Consider the following 16,097-nt stretch of genomic DNA (forward strand, 5'->3'; position numbering starts at 1 on the left):
GAGGCGGGACTTGCACCCGCTGGCCTGTCAAAGATCGAAGGCTGCACCAAAAAAAAACGGGAAAACGGAGAAAGTGTTCGGCGTTTTCCAAGACATCACGGAGCGCAAACAAGCGGAATTGGCGCTGCAGGAGAGCGAGGCCAATTTCCACATCTTCTTCGAGACCATCGGCGACCTGATTGTGGTGGCCACGCCGGAGGGTCGGATCCTCTTCACCAACCAAGCGGTCCAACACAAACTAGGCTACACGGCCCAGGAACTCGCCGCCCTGCACCTGCTGGACCTGCATCCGGCGAATCAGCGCCGGGAAGCCCGGAACATCTTCGCCGCCATCCTGCGGGGCGAGCGGGACACCTGCCCCCTGCCGCTGGCTACCAAAAGCGGCGCACTGATTCCGGCGGCGACCCGCGTCTGGTTCGGCCAATGGAACGGGGCAAAATGTGTCTTCGGCACCATCAAGGATCTCAGCGCGGAACAGGAGGCCCAGCAGCGCTTCGAGCGCCTCTTCCGGCATAATCCCGCCCTGATGGCCCTGACCACCCTGCCCGACCGCCGGTTCTTTGATGTCAACGACGCTTTTCTGAAAACCCTCGGCTACTGCCGGCAGGAAATCCTTGGCAAAACCTCCGCTGAACTTGGGCTGTTCCCGCGTTCGGAACACCAGGCGGAGGTGGCGGACAAACTGCGGACGTTTGGGCGTCTGAGCGACCTCGAATTGCAAGTCCGCTGCAAAGACGGGACGCTCGTGGACGGTCTCTTCTCCGGCGAAATAATTACCAACCAGAGTCAGCAATACTTCCTGACGGTGATGATTGACATCACCGCGCGCAAACAGGCGGAAGCCGCATTGCAACGGGCCCACGGGGAGCTGGAACAGCGCGTGGTGCTGCGGACCCAGGAATTGCGGCTGGCCAATGAAGAGCTACGGCTGGAAAACACCGAGCGCCGACAAGTGGAAGCCCAACTGCGCGAAGCGCAAGCCTGGCTGGAGCGGGTGACCACCAACGCGCCCATCGTGCTTTGGGCCGTGAACCGCCAGGGCGTCTTCATCGTGTCCGAGGGCAAAGCCCTGGAATTGCTGAGGCTCAAGCCCGGGGAAGTCGTGGGCCAATCCGTCTTTGAATTTTATCGGCAGGAACCGGGGATCCTGCGGGACATCCGCCGCGCCCTCGCTGGAGGGACCTTCACCTCCACCAATGAAATCGCGGGTTTGGTTTTTGAAACCAACTACGTCCCGTTGCGCGGAGACGCAGGTAAAATCATCGGCGCCTTGGGCGTCTCCCGGGACATTACCGAACGCAAGCGGACCGAGGCGGCACTGAACGACTCGGAAAAAAAGTTTCGGACTCTTTTTGAAGGCGCCCCCGTCGGCATTCTGGTGGCCGATCTTGGCACCAAAAAATTTCTCGCCGCCAACGCCACCATCTGCCGCCTGCTGGGATATTCCGAGGTCGAACTCCTCCAACTCGGCGTGGCGCAAATCCATCCGCCCGAAAACCTGGCCCAAGCCATCGCCATTTTTGAAGCCCAGGCGCGCGGCGAAACCATCCAGGCCCGTGAACTGGCTTGCGTGCGGAAAGACCGGACCCACTTCTGCGCTGATATTTCCGCCACCCTCCTCCCCTTCGCCGGACGCCCAACCCTGGTTGGATTCTTCACGGATGCCACCGAGCGGAAGCACACCGAAGTCCAACTCGAGGCATCCCGCCAACAACTGCGCGCCCTGCTCACGAAATTGCAAAACCTGCGCGAGGAAGAACAAACCCGCATTGCGCGCGAAGTCCATGACGTCCTTGGGCAGCAGGTCACCGCCTTTAAAATGGACCTGGCCTGGCTCGCCCGGCGGCTTCCGAAAATCAGCGATGAACCGGTGCGGGGGGAATTTCAGGAGAAGCTTCAGGCGACCACCGAACTGACCACCACCATGCTGGAGTCCGTGCGCCACATCTCCCGCCGCTTGCGCCCAAGCGCTTTGGATCAGCTCGGTTTGGAGGCCGCCCTCCAATATGAGGCCCGGGAATTTCAAGAGCGCACCGGCATCCTCTGCCGGGTGACCGTTCCGTCCCAACTATTGAAGCTCCACCCCGACCAAGCCACCGGAATGTACCGTATTTTCCAAGAGATACTTACCAATGTTGTCCGCCATGCCCAAGCCACCGAGGTTTCCGCCAGCCTGAGCCGGGCGCGGGCGCATCTGATCCTGGAAGTCCGCGACAATGGCTGCGGCATCAGCGCCCACGCTGCCCATAACCCCAAATCACTTGGGTTGCTCGGCATGACCGAACGGGCGACGCTGCTCCACGGTAAACTCCAGATCTGCCGGGGCCAGGAGCGCGGCACCATCGTCACGCTCACCCTCCCGGTGCGTCCCGCCCGTTAGCCGTGCGCGAAAAATCCCGATTACCTGGCCTTGCGCCCACTAGCATCTATTGACATTTAATGATACTATGCGAGATTATCCGCATGAACGTTTCATTGTCACGAACGTGGGAAGAATATGTGCGCAGCGAGGTGGCCACGGGTGAATATGGCAACGCCAGCGAAGTGGTGCGGGATGCCCTTCGCATGTTGCGGGAACATCAGGAAATGCGCGCCATGGAGGAAATGCGCGTGGCGTTCGCCCATACCGATCCCCACGGGGGGCAAGGGGAACCCAGTGCGGCGGAACGTGAGTTGATCAGTCAACTCGTGCGGCAGCATCGCAAACGCAAGCCTGCGGCATGATTGTCGTGCTGGATACCAATGTCGTCATTGAGGCGGTCTTTTGGCCGCGCAGCACTGCGCGCCGCGCCTTGGCGGGTTTGGCGCGCCGCCGATTTAAAACCGCCGTCAATCAACTGATTTTGGAGGAATATGCCGCCATCCTTGCGCAGGTGCGGGAGCGTTTGTTTCCAGCCGCACAACCCTCGGGTGCGTTGGCTTGGTTGGCCGCCAAATCCATCCACGTCGAACCGGCTCCGTTGCCCGGCAAACTGAGCCGTGATCCTGATGATAACCTGTTTGTGGCCACCGCCATTGCCGCGCAGGCCGCTTACCTGGTCACGCAAGATCGCGATCTGCTGGTTTTGCAGAAACCGTTTGGCGTGGCGATCGTCACGCCGGCGGAGTTCATGCGCCAGATTGGTTGGCGCTGAGAAAAAATTATTCCTTCCCTTTTTCCTGCCAATCCATAGAGTTCCCTCCTTAACTTTGAAATATACATAAGAACGAATTATGAGTGCTGATAATACTGTGGTGCAAGCGGTGCAAGCGCCGGCGCTGAAACCGATCGAAATCAAGTCCAAGCTGGCCGGCACCCCCGTCCAGACACCGAAATATTCGGTGAACGTGAAGACGGCCCAAGGCCGGGAAGTGGTGCTGGCTGATCCACGCGCCACCCGCGCGCTGGTGGCCTTGATGAACCTGCACGCCGTCAACGGCGGCGCGGCCTGCCACTGGGGCGGCCCGGCGGCCTTTGCCGAAATCAACGCGGCGGTACATGGCATCATGTTCGCCACCCAAGGCAAACCTTGGTTTGAAGCATTCAATTACGTCAATGATGCCGGTCACACCGAAAACGGCGTCTATGCGCTGCGCGCCCAATACGGCTTTGACGGGATGACCTTTGAATCACTCAAGGGTTTCCGCAGTATCCAAAGCAAACTGACCGGCCACGGGGAATCGCACCTGAATCCTGAAGGCGTGCTGCTGAGCAACGGACCGCTGAGTTCCTCCATTCCGCAGGCCGAGGGATTGGCCATTGCCGACAAATTGGCAGGCCGCGACCGCGTGACCGTCTGCGTGGCCTCCGATGGCGCTTCCATGGAAGGTGAAGCCCGCGAAGCCTATGCCTCGATCCCCGGCTTGGCCGCCAAAGGGCGCATGAATCCGTTCGTGCTGGTGGTTTCCGATAACGACACCAAACTCTCCGGTCGCATCAGCAAGGATGCCTTCACCATGGCACCAAGTTTCGCCGCCATGCCCGCCCTCGGCTGGAAAGTGATCAGCGTGGCCAATGGCCACGACCTCCAGGAAGTCTATGCCGCGATTGAAAAGGCCATCGCCGAAACCCAGGCCAACCCGAAGCAGCCGGTATTCGTGCAGGTAAAAACCATCAAGGGTTACGGCGTGAAATCCACCATGGAAAACTCCGCCGGTGGCCACGGGTTCCCGCTGGGCAACGGCGAAAAAATCGTCGAGTTCGTCAACGAAATCTGGGGCGGCCAGGCGCCCGCAGAATTTGCCACGTGGGCTCAGGCGCTTCGTAGTGAATGGGAAGCCAAGGAAGCCGCCAAGAAAGCCAAGGCGGCCAGCGCGCCAGCGGCGACTCCGGCGGTGAAGAAAGACAAGGTGCAAACCGGTTTGGCCAAGGGCGCGGTTCGCGCCGCCCAGGAAGGACTGCCGGTCTTTTCCGTCTCTTCCGACGTGCAAGGTTCCACCGGGATCAGCCTGTTCCAAAAGAGTTTCCCGGATCGCTGGATTGAACTGGGCATCGCCGAAGCGAACATGGTCAGCGTAGCGGCTGGTCTTTCCAAGCATGGCTATATTCCCATCGTGGATACCTTTGGCCAATTCGGCATCACCAAGGGCAACCTGCCCCTGACCATGGCCGCGCTCTCGCAAGCACCGGTCATTGCGGTATTCTCGCACATTGGTTTTCAGGATGCCGCCGATGGCGCGTCCCACCAGGCCACCACCTACATCTCCGCCATCAGTTCCATCCCGCACACGGCAGTCATCATGCCCTCCTGCCCGGATGAAGCCGAGTCGCTGATGTATGAAGCCATCAAGCGTTTGGCGGCGGACCGCGCGGCGGGCAAGGATGGCGAGAGTTACATCTTCTTCGTGGGCCGCGAGAATTACCCGATGTACTGGGTGGAAGGCTCCAAGTATCCGTGGGGCAAGGCCCAAGTCATCCGGCAGGGCAACGATGTGGTGTTGATCGGCTGCGGCGTGCTGTTCAGCAAAGCCGTGGAAGCCGGCAAGAAGCTGGCGGAAAAAGGCATTCAAGCCACCGTCATCAACAACCCGTTCATCAATCAAGTGGACCTCGAGACCATCGGCGCGGCGGTCAAGGCGTGCCAAGGCCGCGTGGTGACCATCGAAGATCACCAGTTGGTCTGCGGCATGGGTGCGCAGGTAGCCCACGCGCTGGCCATGGCGGGCATTCCGCACATCATGAAGTCCCTCGGTATCCCCGGTGAATTCGGCCAATCCGCCTATCTCGCCGAGCAGCTCTACGAGCGGCATGGTTTGACCACGGCGAAGATGATGGAAGCCGCCATCGCCCTGGTGGGTAACAAATAACGTTGCGGTTACGCCCCGGACGCCGTCTGACCGTCTGCGTCGTAGCGCAAGCGTGCGCCGGTAAATCAGTTTTTTTTCGCGGACACAAAAAATGGGCGTGATGAATCCGCACCAAAAAACGTTGACGCTATTCTCAAATGATACTATTATTCGTATCAAATGAATGCAATCGTGACGAAACAATTGTCGAAGAAAGCCATGGGCGGGGTGGTCAACTTTTGTGTGCATGGCCCAACTGGCAACATCACGGCTTCGGATTATACGCCGGCCAAGTTGATCGAAGCACTGCGGATGGGTCTGCCGGTTCGGGAGTTGGACGCTTTGCAGACCAGTCTGGACATGCCGATGGAAAAGCTGGTCCCCATGCTTGGCATCTCGAAGGCCACGCTGCATCGCCGGAAATTGGAGGGGCGGCTTGGAACGGCGGAATCCGATCGCGTGGTGCGCTTTGCCCGGTTGATGGGCAAGGCTGTCGAGGTTTTGGAGTCCGAGGCAAACGCCCGCCAATGGCTGACCGCCCCACAGTTCGGTTTGGGGGGGGCGGTGCCGCTGGACTATGCCGAAACCGAAGTTGGCGCCCGCGAAGTTGAAGACCTGCTGGGGCGCATAGAATACGGAGTCTATTCCTGATGTTGGAAGCCTGGCGCATCGTGAAGGAAAGGCACGCCGCAACCGCGTTTTCCGGTGAAGGCGCCGCCAAGGTCGGTGGGCGTTGGAATTCGCGGGGCGTGCCGGTCGTTTACGCGAGCGGCACCCAATCGCTCGCGGCGCTGGAAATCCTGGTGCATCTAAACCCGCCAATGCGTTTCAAGTATGTCGCCTTTCGCCTGGCGTTCGACCAGGTCAGCGTCGAACAAATCGCCCTCAAAAACCTGCCGGCAGATTGGCAGATCGAGCCACCCTCGCCATCCACCAAGGCGCTCGGCGATGCGTGGGTGCGACAGGCGCGTTCGGCGGTGCTGGCGTTGCCGAGCGTCATCATTTCGGGAGAACCCAACTACCTGCTGAACCCGGCGCATCCGGACTTCAAAACAATCGCCATCAGCAAGCCGGAACGGTTTGCGTTTGATCCACGGCTGCTCACCTGACGCTGGCGGCCATCCATTTAGGCCGAATGATAAGCCAGGATTTTCACTTGTGCCCAAGGGTACTCTGCGCCACGCTGCCGCCATGAAACACCACTGGGTTAAGCTGTTTTTGTTTCTCCTGTCTGGTTTGGATGGCACCATTCTGAATACGCAAAGCCGTTCCGTTGGTACCGCTGCCGCTGGCGACCACCCCAGCCCCGCTGGAATTGGCGGTAGCCCCATAGACACGGACACCCCCAGATGCAGCGGTGGCATACCCGGTCACCACCATCCCAGACGGCGCGGTGCTGGAGCCCATTACTCCGACAGGGGAACCTAGTGTTGCCGTGGCAAAGCCAGCCACTCCCACGCCGATCACCGAAGGAAATTGGCCAACCACCATTCCGAGCCAAACGACGCCGACCAGCGCAACCACTGCCCTTTCGCGTGGTTTTGGACCCGCCCGGGCAACTTGACAAGCGGGCGGTATGGAATACAGTAGTAGCTGTGTGCATGGTGTATTGAAGCTCCGCTAATTGTGGTTATGGCGCACCGGATCCTTGAGGCAGGGACCGGCTGGCCGGCGGAGAATCTGCAACCGCGAAAGCTGGACACTGCCGGAGCTGCGGCAACGCCATGGACGATCAGTTGGTAGCGTAACAATCCGAAGACTGCAAGCAACCATGAGAATACGCGTGCTATTTGCCATAGGAATGGGGTTATGGACGAGCCTTCAGCCTGGTTTCGCCCAGGGCACCGCCTTCACCTACAACGGCCGGCTGACTGATAACAGTGCCGCCGCCAGCGGCAGTTATGACCTGCGGTTTACCCTGTACGGCGCCGTCACCAACGGCAGCCCCCTCGGGGTACTCACCAACACGGCCACCAGCGTCAGCGCGGGCGTGTTCCTGGTCCAGTTGGACTTTGGCGGCGTGTTCACCGGCGCGAATTACTGGCTGGAACTGGCCGTGCGCACCAATGGCAGCGGGGCGTTCACCCCCTTGAATCCGCGTCAGCCAATAACCCCGACGCCGTATGCCATTTACGCCCCAACTGCCGGATACGCTCCGAATGCGGGTTACGCCACGAATGCCGGCGTGGCGGCAACTGCCAATGCGGTCGCGGCCACCCACATCACGGGCACACTGGCGCCGCTGCAACTGCCATCTTCCGTGGTCCAGACCGGCGGAGGGGCGTACAGCCTCTATGGAACCTTTACCGGCAATGGCGCCACTTTGACCAACCTGAACTCGGGAAGCCTGACCGGTAATCTGACCGTGGGCGTGACGTTGCTGGAAACCGCCCGCATTAACCGGAGCGCCGGTTCGGTTACGGTGGCGGGAGATTACGCGTATGTTTCAAGCGAGGCTGGCTTTGGTTCGGACGTCGGCATCTACAACATTTCTCAATTGGCGAACCCGATCCAGGTGGGCGTGATCACGAATTTTAGCGCGGGGTATCTTGGCGACGACTATCAATGGGGCAGCCATGCGGTCGCCTTGGCGGGAACCAACGCCTACGTGGCGGATGTCGTGGATGGTTTGCGGATCTACGATATTTCCAATCCGGCCAATCCCCAGCTCATGGCCAAGACCAACTTCTCCGCTTCATACAATCGGGGCGGCGTCATCTATCACTCGCAACCGGTCGGGGTGGCAGTCGCGGGGAATTTCGCGTATGTCGCTTGTTCCTTTGATGGGGTGCGCATTGTCAACATCGCCAATCCCACCAATCCCGTTCCGGTCGGGCATGTCGCCATGGGGCCGGACTATACGATACAGGGGCTAGCGGACTACTCCGTGAACGTCGCGGTGTATGGTCGTTACCTGTTCGTTGCCAAGCTGCTGGACGGGGTCAGCATCTACGACGTGGCCAACCCGACGAACGCGGTTTATGTGGCGGGCATCCAGAGCTCCGGTGTGGCCCATTCGGTAACGGTGGCACCGTTTGATAGCGGCGTTTTTCTTTACGTCGCCAACGGCGTTAATGGAGTGAACATTTTCGATGTCACCGATTTGAGCGAGCCGGGGCCGACCTTCGAGGCCGACTACTACGTCGGCACCGCCAATTATCACGAGGGCAATCCGAACATGTACGGCGGGGCCATCGACGCGGCCGTCGTGGGCAAGAATCTGTATGTGGCTAATTCCGGGGACGGCATCCGGCTCTACGACATCTCATATCCAGCGGTGCCAAGCCGCATCGGCGCTTTCTCGCCCGAGGTTCCCGGCAGTTATGCGGCCGGCATCGCCGTGGTGGGCACCAATGTGTTTCTGGCGAACCACGACAGCTTTCGGATCTTTCGCAATGTGGGGGTGGCCGTCCGCGCGCCGAAGTATGTGGGCGATGGAAGCCTCCTGACCAGTCTGGACGCCTCGCAAATAACGACCGGAACCCTCAGCCTGACCCGCTTTCCAACCAACGTGCTGCTCAACGGCAACACCAACGTGAACCTGACCGGCAATTTCGCCGGCAATGGCAGCGCGCTCACGGGCCTCGACGCGTCGCAGTTGGCCAGCGGCACGGTCCCCCTGGCACGACTTCCGGGGAGTCTGATAACCAACAGCGCCACCGGCGTCACTTTGTCCGGCAGTTTCACCGGCGCCTTCACCGGCAATGGCGCCGGTTTGACGAACTTATCCTTCGCGAGTTTTAACGGCGACCTCCTGCCGCTGACGTTCTGGAGCCTGGCGCTCACCAATCCCGCGGGGGACTTTGCCACGATCAGCAACATCTGTGGGGGACCAATGTCGGTGCAACTCGCCGACTTCAACAACGATGGCCGGCTCGACGTCGCGGTGATGGGCTTTTACGGACGCCTGGTGGTCCTGACAAACAATGGGGCCGGTGGTTTCATGATCTCCTCGGCCCCGGGCGCGGGCTATCTGGTAAATTCCCTGGCCGTGGCGGATGTCAATGGCGATGGCGCGCTCGATCTCATTAACGCGTCGAGTTACAACAGCACGCTGACGCTAATGACCAATGACGGGCTCGGCGGCTTTACCGCTGCCTCCACGCCGGCGGTGGGGGAGACCACCTACGTCGTGGCGGCCGATGTTAATGGCGATGGAAAAGCGGATCTGATTAACGTCGGTTTCTACAGCAGCACCGTAACAATCCTGACCAATGGGGGCAGCGGGAATTTTACTCTGTCCTCCACGAACCAGGTCGGCAACGGGCATTTCAATGTGGTGGCGGCTGACGTGAACGGGGATGGTAAAGTGGATTTGATCACGCCGAATTATTACGATTCCACGGTTACGGTGCTGACGAACAACGGCAACGGCGAGTTTGTGGCGGCGGGCACGTATCCGGCAGGCATCGGCGGCGCCCGGTTTGTGGCGGCCGGCGATTTCAACCGCGACGGCCGCGTGGATTTGGCAGTGGCCAACGACACGACCGGCACCCTTACCACCCTCACTAACAATGGCAGCGGCGGGTTTGTGGCCGTGGCGAGCTACCCCGTCGGTGCGGGGCCGGCGGCGGTGGCGATCAGTGACTTGAACCGGGATGGCTGGCCCGATCTTATTTGCGCCAACTACGAGAGCAACAGTGTAACCATCCTGACCAACAATGGCAGCGGCGGGTTTGCAACCGCCGCCACTTTTCCGGCCGGCGCCGGCCCGGTTTTTGTGGCGGCCGGCGATTTGAATGGCGACGGCACCCCAGACATTCTCGCCGCTAACTTCAGTGACAGCACGTTAGCGTTGATTAACAACCCGCCATTCTTCCCCAGCCGTTTTCGCGGGCAGTTTACCGGCGACGGCGGCAGCCTGTCCAACCTGAACGCCAATGCGATTTCGTCGGGCGGGCTCACCGTCAACCTCCAAGTGCTTGTCCCCGGAGGCGGCACCAACACCTTATGTTTCACCAATGGCATCCTGCGGGCAATCCAATGAAACGGCGCCTCGGAACTCAATCACCTCAAGCCAAGCTGCTGGTCGGGCTGATGCTTGCCCTAACCGGTGCGGAGATCCTGGCGCAGAACTTCACCCTCGCCGGGGGAAGCGTCACCGGGGGCGGCGGCACCAGCACCGGCAGCGTTTACTCGGTCACTGGAACTATCGGCCAAGCGGATGCGGGCCGGGCCACGGGCGGAAGTTTTGCCGTTGAGGGTGGCTTGTGGGCTCTGGTCAGCCTGCTCCAGACGCCCGGCGCGCCGCAATTGAGTTTTGTAAAATCAAACGGCAGCAGCGTGACTTTCACCTGGCCGGATACCGGAGCAGGCTTCGTCCTGCAACAAAACAACAATCTGACGCTGACGAACGGCTGGACCGCGGTGACCCAGGGACCCACCACCAATAACGGCCAAATCCAAGTGCTGATTCCGATCGCCCCGGGCCAGAATTTCTTCCGGCTGAAGGTCCCGTGAGGACGCCCAGTGGCAAGTCATCAGTGAACAGTCACCAAAAATACCGGCTAAACCCTCCGTAACTCATTCCCCAATAGCGATTACCAGCCTGACGAGCATGGCAATGGGGCTGTGAAAGTCACAGCGTATGAGTGCTGGATGAAACTTACATGCCATGCATCGGACCTTACCTCAAAACAACATTCATGGCCAGCTTCGAGTTTCCCCGCTATTTTTCCAGACAATGACTGGCCTCATTTTTGGGGAACACCGACGCCTGAAATGCAGCTCATGGTTTGATGATCATGACGTTGAATTTGGAACCAATTTCGGCTCCAGCAACCAATCCGGTGGAGCCATCAAATGAACTCCGATTAAGCCCATAGACCTCGATGACCCATTTACCAGGAGATCCAGAGAGAGAGCCGTCAGCATCGTAACATAAGTTAATAACTTTTGTGTTGAGGGTGCTGGGCGCCCATACCGTGGTCACATGGATGATTGCATTGGGGTCCCCGTTCGACAGGGGATTATCAATGACCGTCAACTGCGTCCCCACTCGGTTTCCGGAGGTAATAACATGGAGGTAAGCGGCGGTGGGGGTATTGACTCCCGCACCAGAAACTTTGATGGCGCCGTTTTGGATTTGCAGCGCCGTGCCGTTGGTGCCGCTGCCGCTGGCCACCACCCCAGCCCCGCTGGGACCAGCGGCAGCCCCATAGACACCGACGCCGCCAAATGCGGCGGTGGCATACCCAGCCACCCCCATCCCGGACGGCGCGGTGCTGGAGCCCATTACTCCGACAGGGGTACCTAATGTTGCGGTGGCAAAGCCAGCCACTCCCACGCCGACCACCGAAGGAGATTGGCCCACTACCCCGTAGTTCGTAGCGCTATCGTAGGATGCCACACCATAGATCGCCTTGGTGCCATCTACGGTGGAACTGGTCGAGGCCACCAGTTTGGAGGCGGTCAAAGTCTGGGTGACGCCTACCCGGCCATTGAAATAACCCGCATGGCCGGTGGTGTCGCTGTTGGCGTTGTCGCCATAAACACCGGTGCCGGCCGTCGTGTAACCTCGGATACCGAAACCGTTGGCATTGGTGCCGGTGACTGTGCCACTGGCGGTAACCGTGCCACTAGCGGTGATATTGCCGCTGTTGATGCTACTGCTCGAGAGATTGCCAGCACTGTCCAACTGCATCCGGGTGGCGGCGCCGTCGAAGAACAGCAGTTTGCCCGCCCCCTCGCCGTTACCGGAGCCGGAGGCGATGACCGACCAGGTGCCGCCGCCGGTGCTGGTGTTGTTCAGATTGAGCCAGGTGCCAATCGTGGAAGCGCTTTCGGCCGTCATGGCCTGGGCGTAGTTTCGGGTGTTGAGATATAAACCACCGCCGGCCCGGATGGTGAACTGGTCGGCAACACCGGAGGTAAAGTCGGCATCGGCGGAATCGGCCCAGACAAACGCGCCATTGTGACCCGCCTTGGCACGGTGTCCGGCCGCAAAGGCGTAGCTGCCGGAAGCGGCGTTGCCCTGGCCACCGGGCACGGTGGCAAACGCGGCGGAGTTCGTGTTGTTGGCCCCGCCGCTGATGACGGCACTGTCACCCGAGTTGAGGTTATCACGGCCGCCACCGATCGCCGCAAAGGTGGCATTGGCCAGGTTGTGGTTGCCGCCCGCCACGGTGCTGTAGCTCTGGTTCGCCTGATTATGATCCCCGCCACCCACGGTGGACGAGGCCTCGGCCGTGGCGTTGTAATTGCCGCCCGCGATGGTGCTGTACGTGCCCACCGCCTGGTTGGCGAGGCCGCCGCCCACAAAGCCACTCATGCCGTCCACCGTGTTGTCGAGCCCGCCGGCGATCGCGCCGGCCGCACCCGTCACCCGGTTGCCCGCGCCGCCGCCGATGGCGGTGTAACTGGCGGTAATTGCGTTGACGTCGCCGTTGACACCGCCGCCCGCTATGGTGGCGGCGATGTTGCCCGGAGCCACGGTGTTGCCGGAGTAGCCGCCAAGAATGTTGGGCGCGCCTGATCCCGGTTCGATCCGCAGCGCGCGCTGGCTGTTGACGGTCAATTCCAGCGCATTGTTGCCCACGCTCCCCAGCGTGTTGGTGGCGAGGGTCACCGGCAGACCGGTGACACCACTGAAGGGCGCATTGGCCGCTTGAATCGCATAGGGGGCAGAGGTGATTGGCTGGCGCGGGGCCAGCGTGGTGTACGCACCGGTAGAACCGTTGGTGCGCACGGAAATCTCCAGCCAGCGATCCGGCCCGGTGAACACCCCGGTGCCAAAATCCACCGTCACGGCGAACAGGCCGTTGGTCACCCCGACGGCGGCCATGCCAAATGGTGAGCCCAGCGTGTTCCCTCCCGTGGCGCTGTCGCGCAGGGTAAAGAGCAGGTCGTAGCTCCCGGTGGCGGGACTGCCGCCGTCGGCCAACCGCCCCTGGTAGGTGAAGGCGGTGGTTTGGCCCAGCGCGGATGCGGCACTGAGAGCCAACGCGGTGAAGACGGAGAAATAATGATGTTTCATTTGCTTGCTGGGGTTGGAGTTAAGATCCGGTTGGCGCTAAAATTGTTTCAACCGGTAGAACCGGTAACCGGCTTCGACCGGAACGGTGACGGAGATAATACCGTTGTTCGTGGCGAGGCCTTGGGAAACACCCGTCCAGCCATTGGTTACCGCCAAGTTGCCATTTTGTTCCAAGGCAAACCTGGCGGAAGCTTCCGGCCAGGAGAAGATGTAGCTTTGGCTTTCGCGCTTGAGGCTCAACTGCGGCGAGCCGGGCGTTTGGATTATGCCGGCCTGGCTCCAGAAACCGCCGGCCAGTGAGTAACTGCCGCCGCTCATGGCACCCGAGGATAATTGACCGAGGGTGCCGATCAGTGCGTAGTTGCCGTTGGTGCTGCCCCCACCGCCACCGGAAATGGTATAGGTATCAATCGTATAGTCGCCCGCCAACGAGGCGAGCAAGCCAGGGAGGAGCGCGGCCAAGGTCGCACCGCGAAGGAGAAGGTTATTGGTTTTCATGGTTTTACTTGGTTCTGGTTTCGGTGAGGGTGCGGACCATAGCTTCCAGGTCGGATACCCGTTTTTCGAGCGCATTGACTTGTTGGTTTTTGGTGGCCACTTCCACATGCAACGTTTTGGTTTCGGCCTCCAGTTTCTGGTTCAGTCCCTGGATGGCCGCCAGCGCCACGCCGTCGGCATCCACGGTACCAATGTGTTTGTCATCCATGCCCAGACCAAACGCGGCGTAAAAATCCTGCGCCATGGGTCCGAGATGCCGGGCGACTTGGTCGCTTTTGAAATTCCAGCGGGTGACGCTTAGGCCAGTCACCTTGTCCAGCACCTCGCGCGGGCTGATGGCGGTAAAGTTTTCCTTCAAGTTCTTGTCGCTCGATGGATAGAACCCGCTGGCGATAACAGATCCATTCACGTCCAGCGCCGCCGCCGGATTGTTCTTGCCAATGCCCACCCCGCCGGCGGCGTGGATGATAAACTGGTAGGCCGCCGTTGAGGCGGCGCCGGCACCGATGCCGTCGCTCCAGACAAAACTATGACTGTTGGTGGCATAGGCCGACCAACCGCCGGCGAAAGCGCCTTCGGCCGTCGCCTGGTTGTCGTAGCCACCCGCGATAAAGGAATTGGCGCCGCTCGCCACACTGCCCTGGCCGCCCGCCACCGTGGCGTAATCACCGCTGGCCACGCCCGACACACCGCCGAGCACCGTGGCACATTCGCCCTGGGCGACGTTCAAATAACCGCCGCTAACAACGCTCTTAACGCCAGCCGCCCGGTTTTGATAGCCGCCACCCACGGCGGCACCGGTCGCTTCCGCAGTATTCGTCCAGCCACCCGCCACCACCGCATGGAGGCCGGAGGCCTCGTTGTTCTGCCCGCCCGCAATGCTCGCGTAATCAATCGTCACCCGGTTTTGCACTCCGCCACTGATGGTGGCCGCCACCCCCAGCGCCGTGTTGCTGCTTCCTCCGCTGATCACCGCGTTCGCATACTGCGCGCGGTTGTCCTGGCCGCCGCCCACCGTAGTGCCCATTCCAGCAGTCGTATTATGGCCGCCACCCGCAATGACCGATTGCAGGCCATTGACCGTATTGCTCGTGCCGCCGCCGATGGCCGAGTAATACGAGGAGCTACCAACGATGTTACGCTGTCCGCCAGCTACCGTGCTGGCCTTGCTTTGCTCCAGCACCCAGTTCGCCAGCCCGCCGCCGATCACACTGTAATCTGAATCCACCCGGTTGAAATCCCCGTCCACGCCAAACACAACTCCAGTCGCTCCGCCGCCTGCGATGGTGGCCCCCGCAACGCCTGTGGAAACCCAGTTACTCCACGAACCGCCGACCAAGTTCGGGGTGGTACCGGTTGGTTCCAGCCGCAACACCCGTTGACCGTTGACGCTCAGTTCCAGCGGGTTGTTGCCCACGCTGCCCACGGTATTGTTGGCGAGTGTTATCGGTAAACCACTCACGCCGTCGAACGGCGCGCTGGCCGCCCGGATGGCATAGGGGGCGGAAGTGACCGGCTGGCGTGGAACCAAGGTGGTGTACGCGCCGGACGAACCTTTGGTGCGCACAGCAATCTCCAGCCAGCGATCCGGCCCGGTGAATACGCCAGTCCCAAAGTCCACGGTCACGGAGAAGAGCCCGTTGGTCACACCGACGGCGGCCAGGCCAAACGGTGACCCCAGCGTGTTCCCAGTCGTGGCTTTGTCGCGTAGTGTAAAAAGGAGATCGTAGCTGCCAGTGGCGGGCACGCCGCCGTCGGCCAACTGTCCCTGATAGGTGAAGGCGGTGGTTTGCGCCAGCGCCGATGTGACGCTGATCACTAGCGCGGTGAAGACGGGGAAATAATGAGGTTTCATTTGTGTACTAGGATTGGAGGTTGGAAACTGCGAGGCCGGGTTGTATTGGATAAATTGACACTAAAAAATCCCCAGGGGTTCCGATGGGTTGCATTGCCGATGGTTACTTTTTTCATCAAGACTAAACACCTATGCTTATCTATTCATGAAGTCAAACTTATTTTCAAAAATTATCTTGCGCCCCAGGGCTGTATCAAGCTCGGTTTGCTTCAAGCTGGAAGCGGCGGTTCGGGTGTTCCGTGGCAGCGGAATTACCCGAAAGAAAGCGAATCCGTTAAGCCGATTCCCTCAGCCGGATAATGAACTCCTCTCCCCGAGGGAGAGGATACAGGTGAGACTTCCCCGAACAGAAGAATTTCGCTCTTTGAACCCATGAACCCGGAAGTGGAGGGGGGGCATGGGGAACGTAACCGCAAACGTAGGTGACGCGTCTCAAACAGGACGGCGCAGGAAAATTTGGAGTGCGGTGGCAACAGCCGGGGGAGAAAGGGGCGGATGGCGACA

General features: G+C 60.4%; 12 protein-coding genes. 8 read left to right on the forward strand and 4 right to left on the reverse strand.

The window, feature by feature from the left end; genetic code table 11:
- The first annotated feature begins 73 nt into the window (after window positions 1-73).
- The 6 genes from WCO56_24240 to WCO56_24265 all read left to right on the forward strand — a co-directional run bounded on the left by WCO56_24240 (window position 74) and on the right by WCO56_24265 (window position 6,374).
- Window positions 74-2,380: a PAS domain S-box protein gene (locus tag WCO56_24240; protein MEI7732704.1), complete on the forward strand. Its 2,307-nt coding sequence runs from the start codon at window positions 74-76 to the stop codon at window positions 2,378-2,380.
- A gap of 83 nt (window positions 2,381-2,463) precedes the next feature.
- Window positions 2,464-2,724, forward strand: a complete 261-nt coding sequence (locus tag WCO56_24245; GenBank protein MEI7732705.1) for a type II toxin-antitoxin system ParD family antitoxin — start codon at window positions 2,464-2,466, stop codon at window positions 2,722-2,724.
- Window positions 2,721-3,134 (forward strand): putative toxin-antitoxin system toxin component, PIN family, encoded by a 414-nt coding sequence (locus WCO56_24250; protein MEI7732706.1) that lies wholly within the window; start codon window positions 2,721-2,723, stop codon window positions 3,132-3,134. The genes WCO56_24245 and WCO56_24250 overlap by 4 nt, the downstream gene beginning before the upstream one ends.
- Before the next feature lie 79 nt (window positions 3,135-3,213).
- Window positions 3,214-5,286: a transketolase C-terminal domain-containing protein gene (locus WCO56_24255; GenBank protein ID MEI7732707.1), complete on the forward strand. Its 2,073-nt coding sequence runs from the start codon at window positions 3,214-3,216 to the stop codon at window positions 5,284-5,286.
- A gap of 159 nt (window positions 5,287-5,445) precedes the next feature.
- Window positions 5,446-5,916 carry an antitoxin Xre/MbcA/ParS toxin-binding domain-containing protein gene (locus WCO56_24260; protein MEI7732708.1) on the forward strand — a complete coding sequence of 157 codons (471 nt, stop codon included), beginning with the start codon at window positions 5,446-5,448 and terminating at the stop codon, window positions 5,914-5,916.
- Window positions 5,916-6,374: an RES family NAD+ phosphorylase gene (locus WCO56_24265; protein ID MEI7732709.1), complete on the forward strand. Its 459-nt coding sequence runs from the start codon at window positions 5,916-5,918 to the stop codon at window positions 6,372-6,374. The genes WCO56_24260 and WCO56_24265 overlap by 1 nt, the downstream gene beginning before the upstream one ends.
- A 43-nt stretch (window positions 6,375-6,417) precedes the next feature.
- On the opposite strand, the gene WCO56_24270 is transcribed toward WCO56_24265, so the two are convergent.
- Window positions 6,418-6,789: a hypothetical protein gene (locus WCO56_24270; protein ID MEI7732710.1), complete on the reverse strand. Its 372-nt coding sequence runs from the start codon at window positions 6,787-6,789 to the stop codon at window positions 6,418-6,420.
- A gap of 247 nt (window positions 6,790-7,036) precedes the next feature.
- Here WCO56_24270 and WCO56_24275 point away from each other — a divergent pair, with 247 nt between their 5' ends.
- Both WCO56_24275 and WCO56_24280 read left to right on the forward strand, forming a co-directional pair.
- Entirely contained in the window at window positions 7,037-10,252 is a 3,216-nt protein-coding gene (locus WCO56_24275) for an FG-GAP-like repeat-containing protein (GenBank protein MEI7732711.1), read from the forward strand.
- Entirely contained in the window at window positions 10,249-10,725 is a 477-nt protein-coding gene (locus tag WCO56_24280) for a hypothetical protein (protein MEI7732712.1), read from the forward strand. Before WCO56_24275 ends, WCO56_24280 begins: the two co-directional genes overlap by 4 nt.
- A gap of 268 nt (window positions 10,726-10,993) precedes the next feature.
- Here the strand turns inward: WCO56_24280 and WCO56_24285 are convergent, their stop codons facing one another.
- From WCO56_24285 to WCO56_24295, 3 genes are read right to left on the reverse strand one after another with little or no spacing between them, the layout of a single operon-like run.
- The gene (locus tag WCO56_24285) at window positions 10,994-13,240 is read right to left on the reverse strand and encodes a hypothetical protein (protein ID MEI7732713.1); all 2,247 of its coding nucleotides are present in this window, start codon (window positions 13,238-13,240) and stop codon (window positions 10,994-10,996) included.
- 36 nt (window positions 13,241-13,276) lie between these two features.
- On the reverse strand, window positions 13,277-13,738 hold the full coding sequence (locus WCO56_24290; protein MEI7732714.1) for a hypothetical protein: 462 nt from the start codon (window positions 13,736-13,738) through the stop codon (window positions 13,277-13,279).
- A gap of 4 nt (window positions 13,739-13,742) precedes the next feature.
- A complete protein-coding gene (locus WCO56_24295) occupies window positions 13,743-15,593 on the reverse strand; it encodes a tail fiber domain-containing protein (GenBank protein ID MEI7732715.1) in 1,851 nt (616 codons plus the stop codon).
- Window positions 15,594-16,097: the final 504 nt, after the last annotated feature.

This window comes from Verrucomicrobiota bacterium, assembly GCA_037139415.1.
Classification (GTDB): Bacteria; Verrucomicrobiota; Verrucomicrobiia; order Limisphaerales; family Fontisphaeraceae; genus JBAXGN01.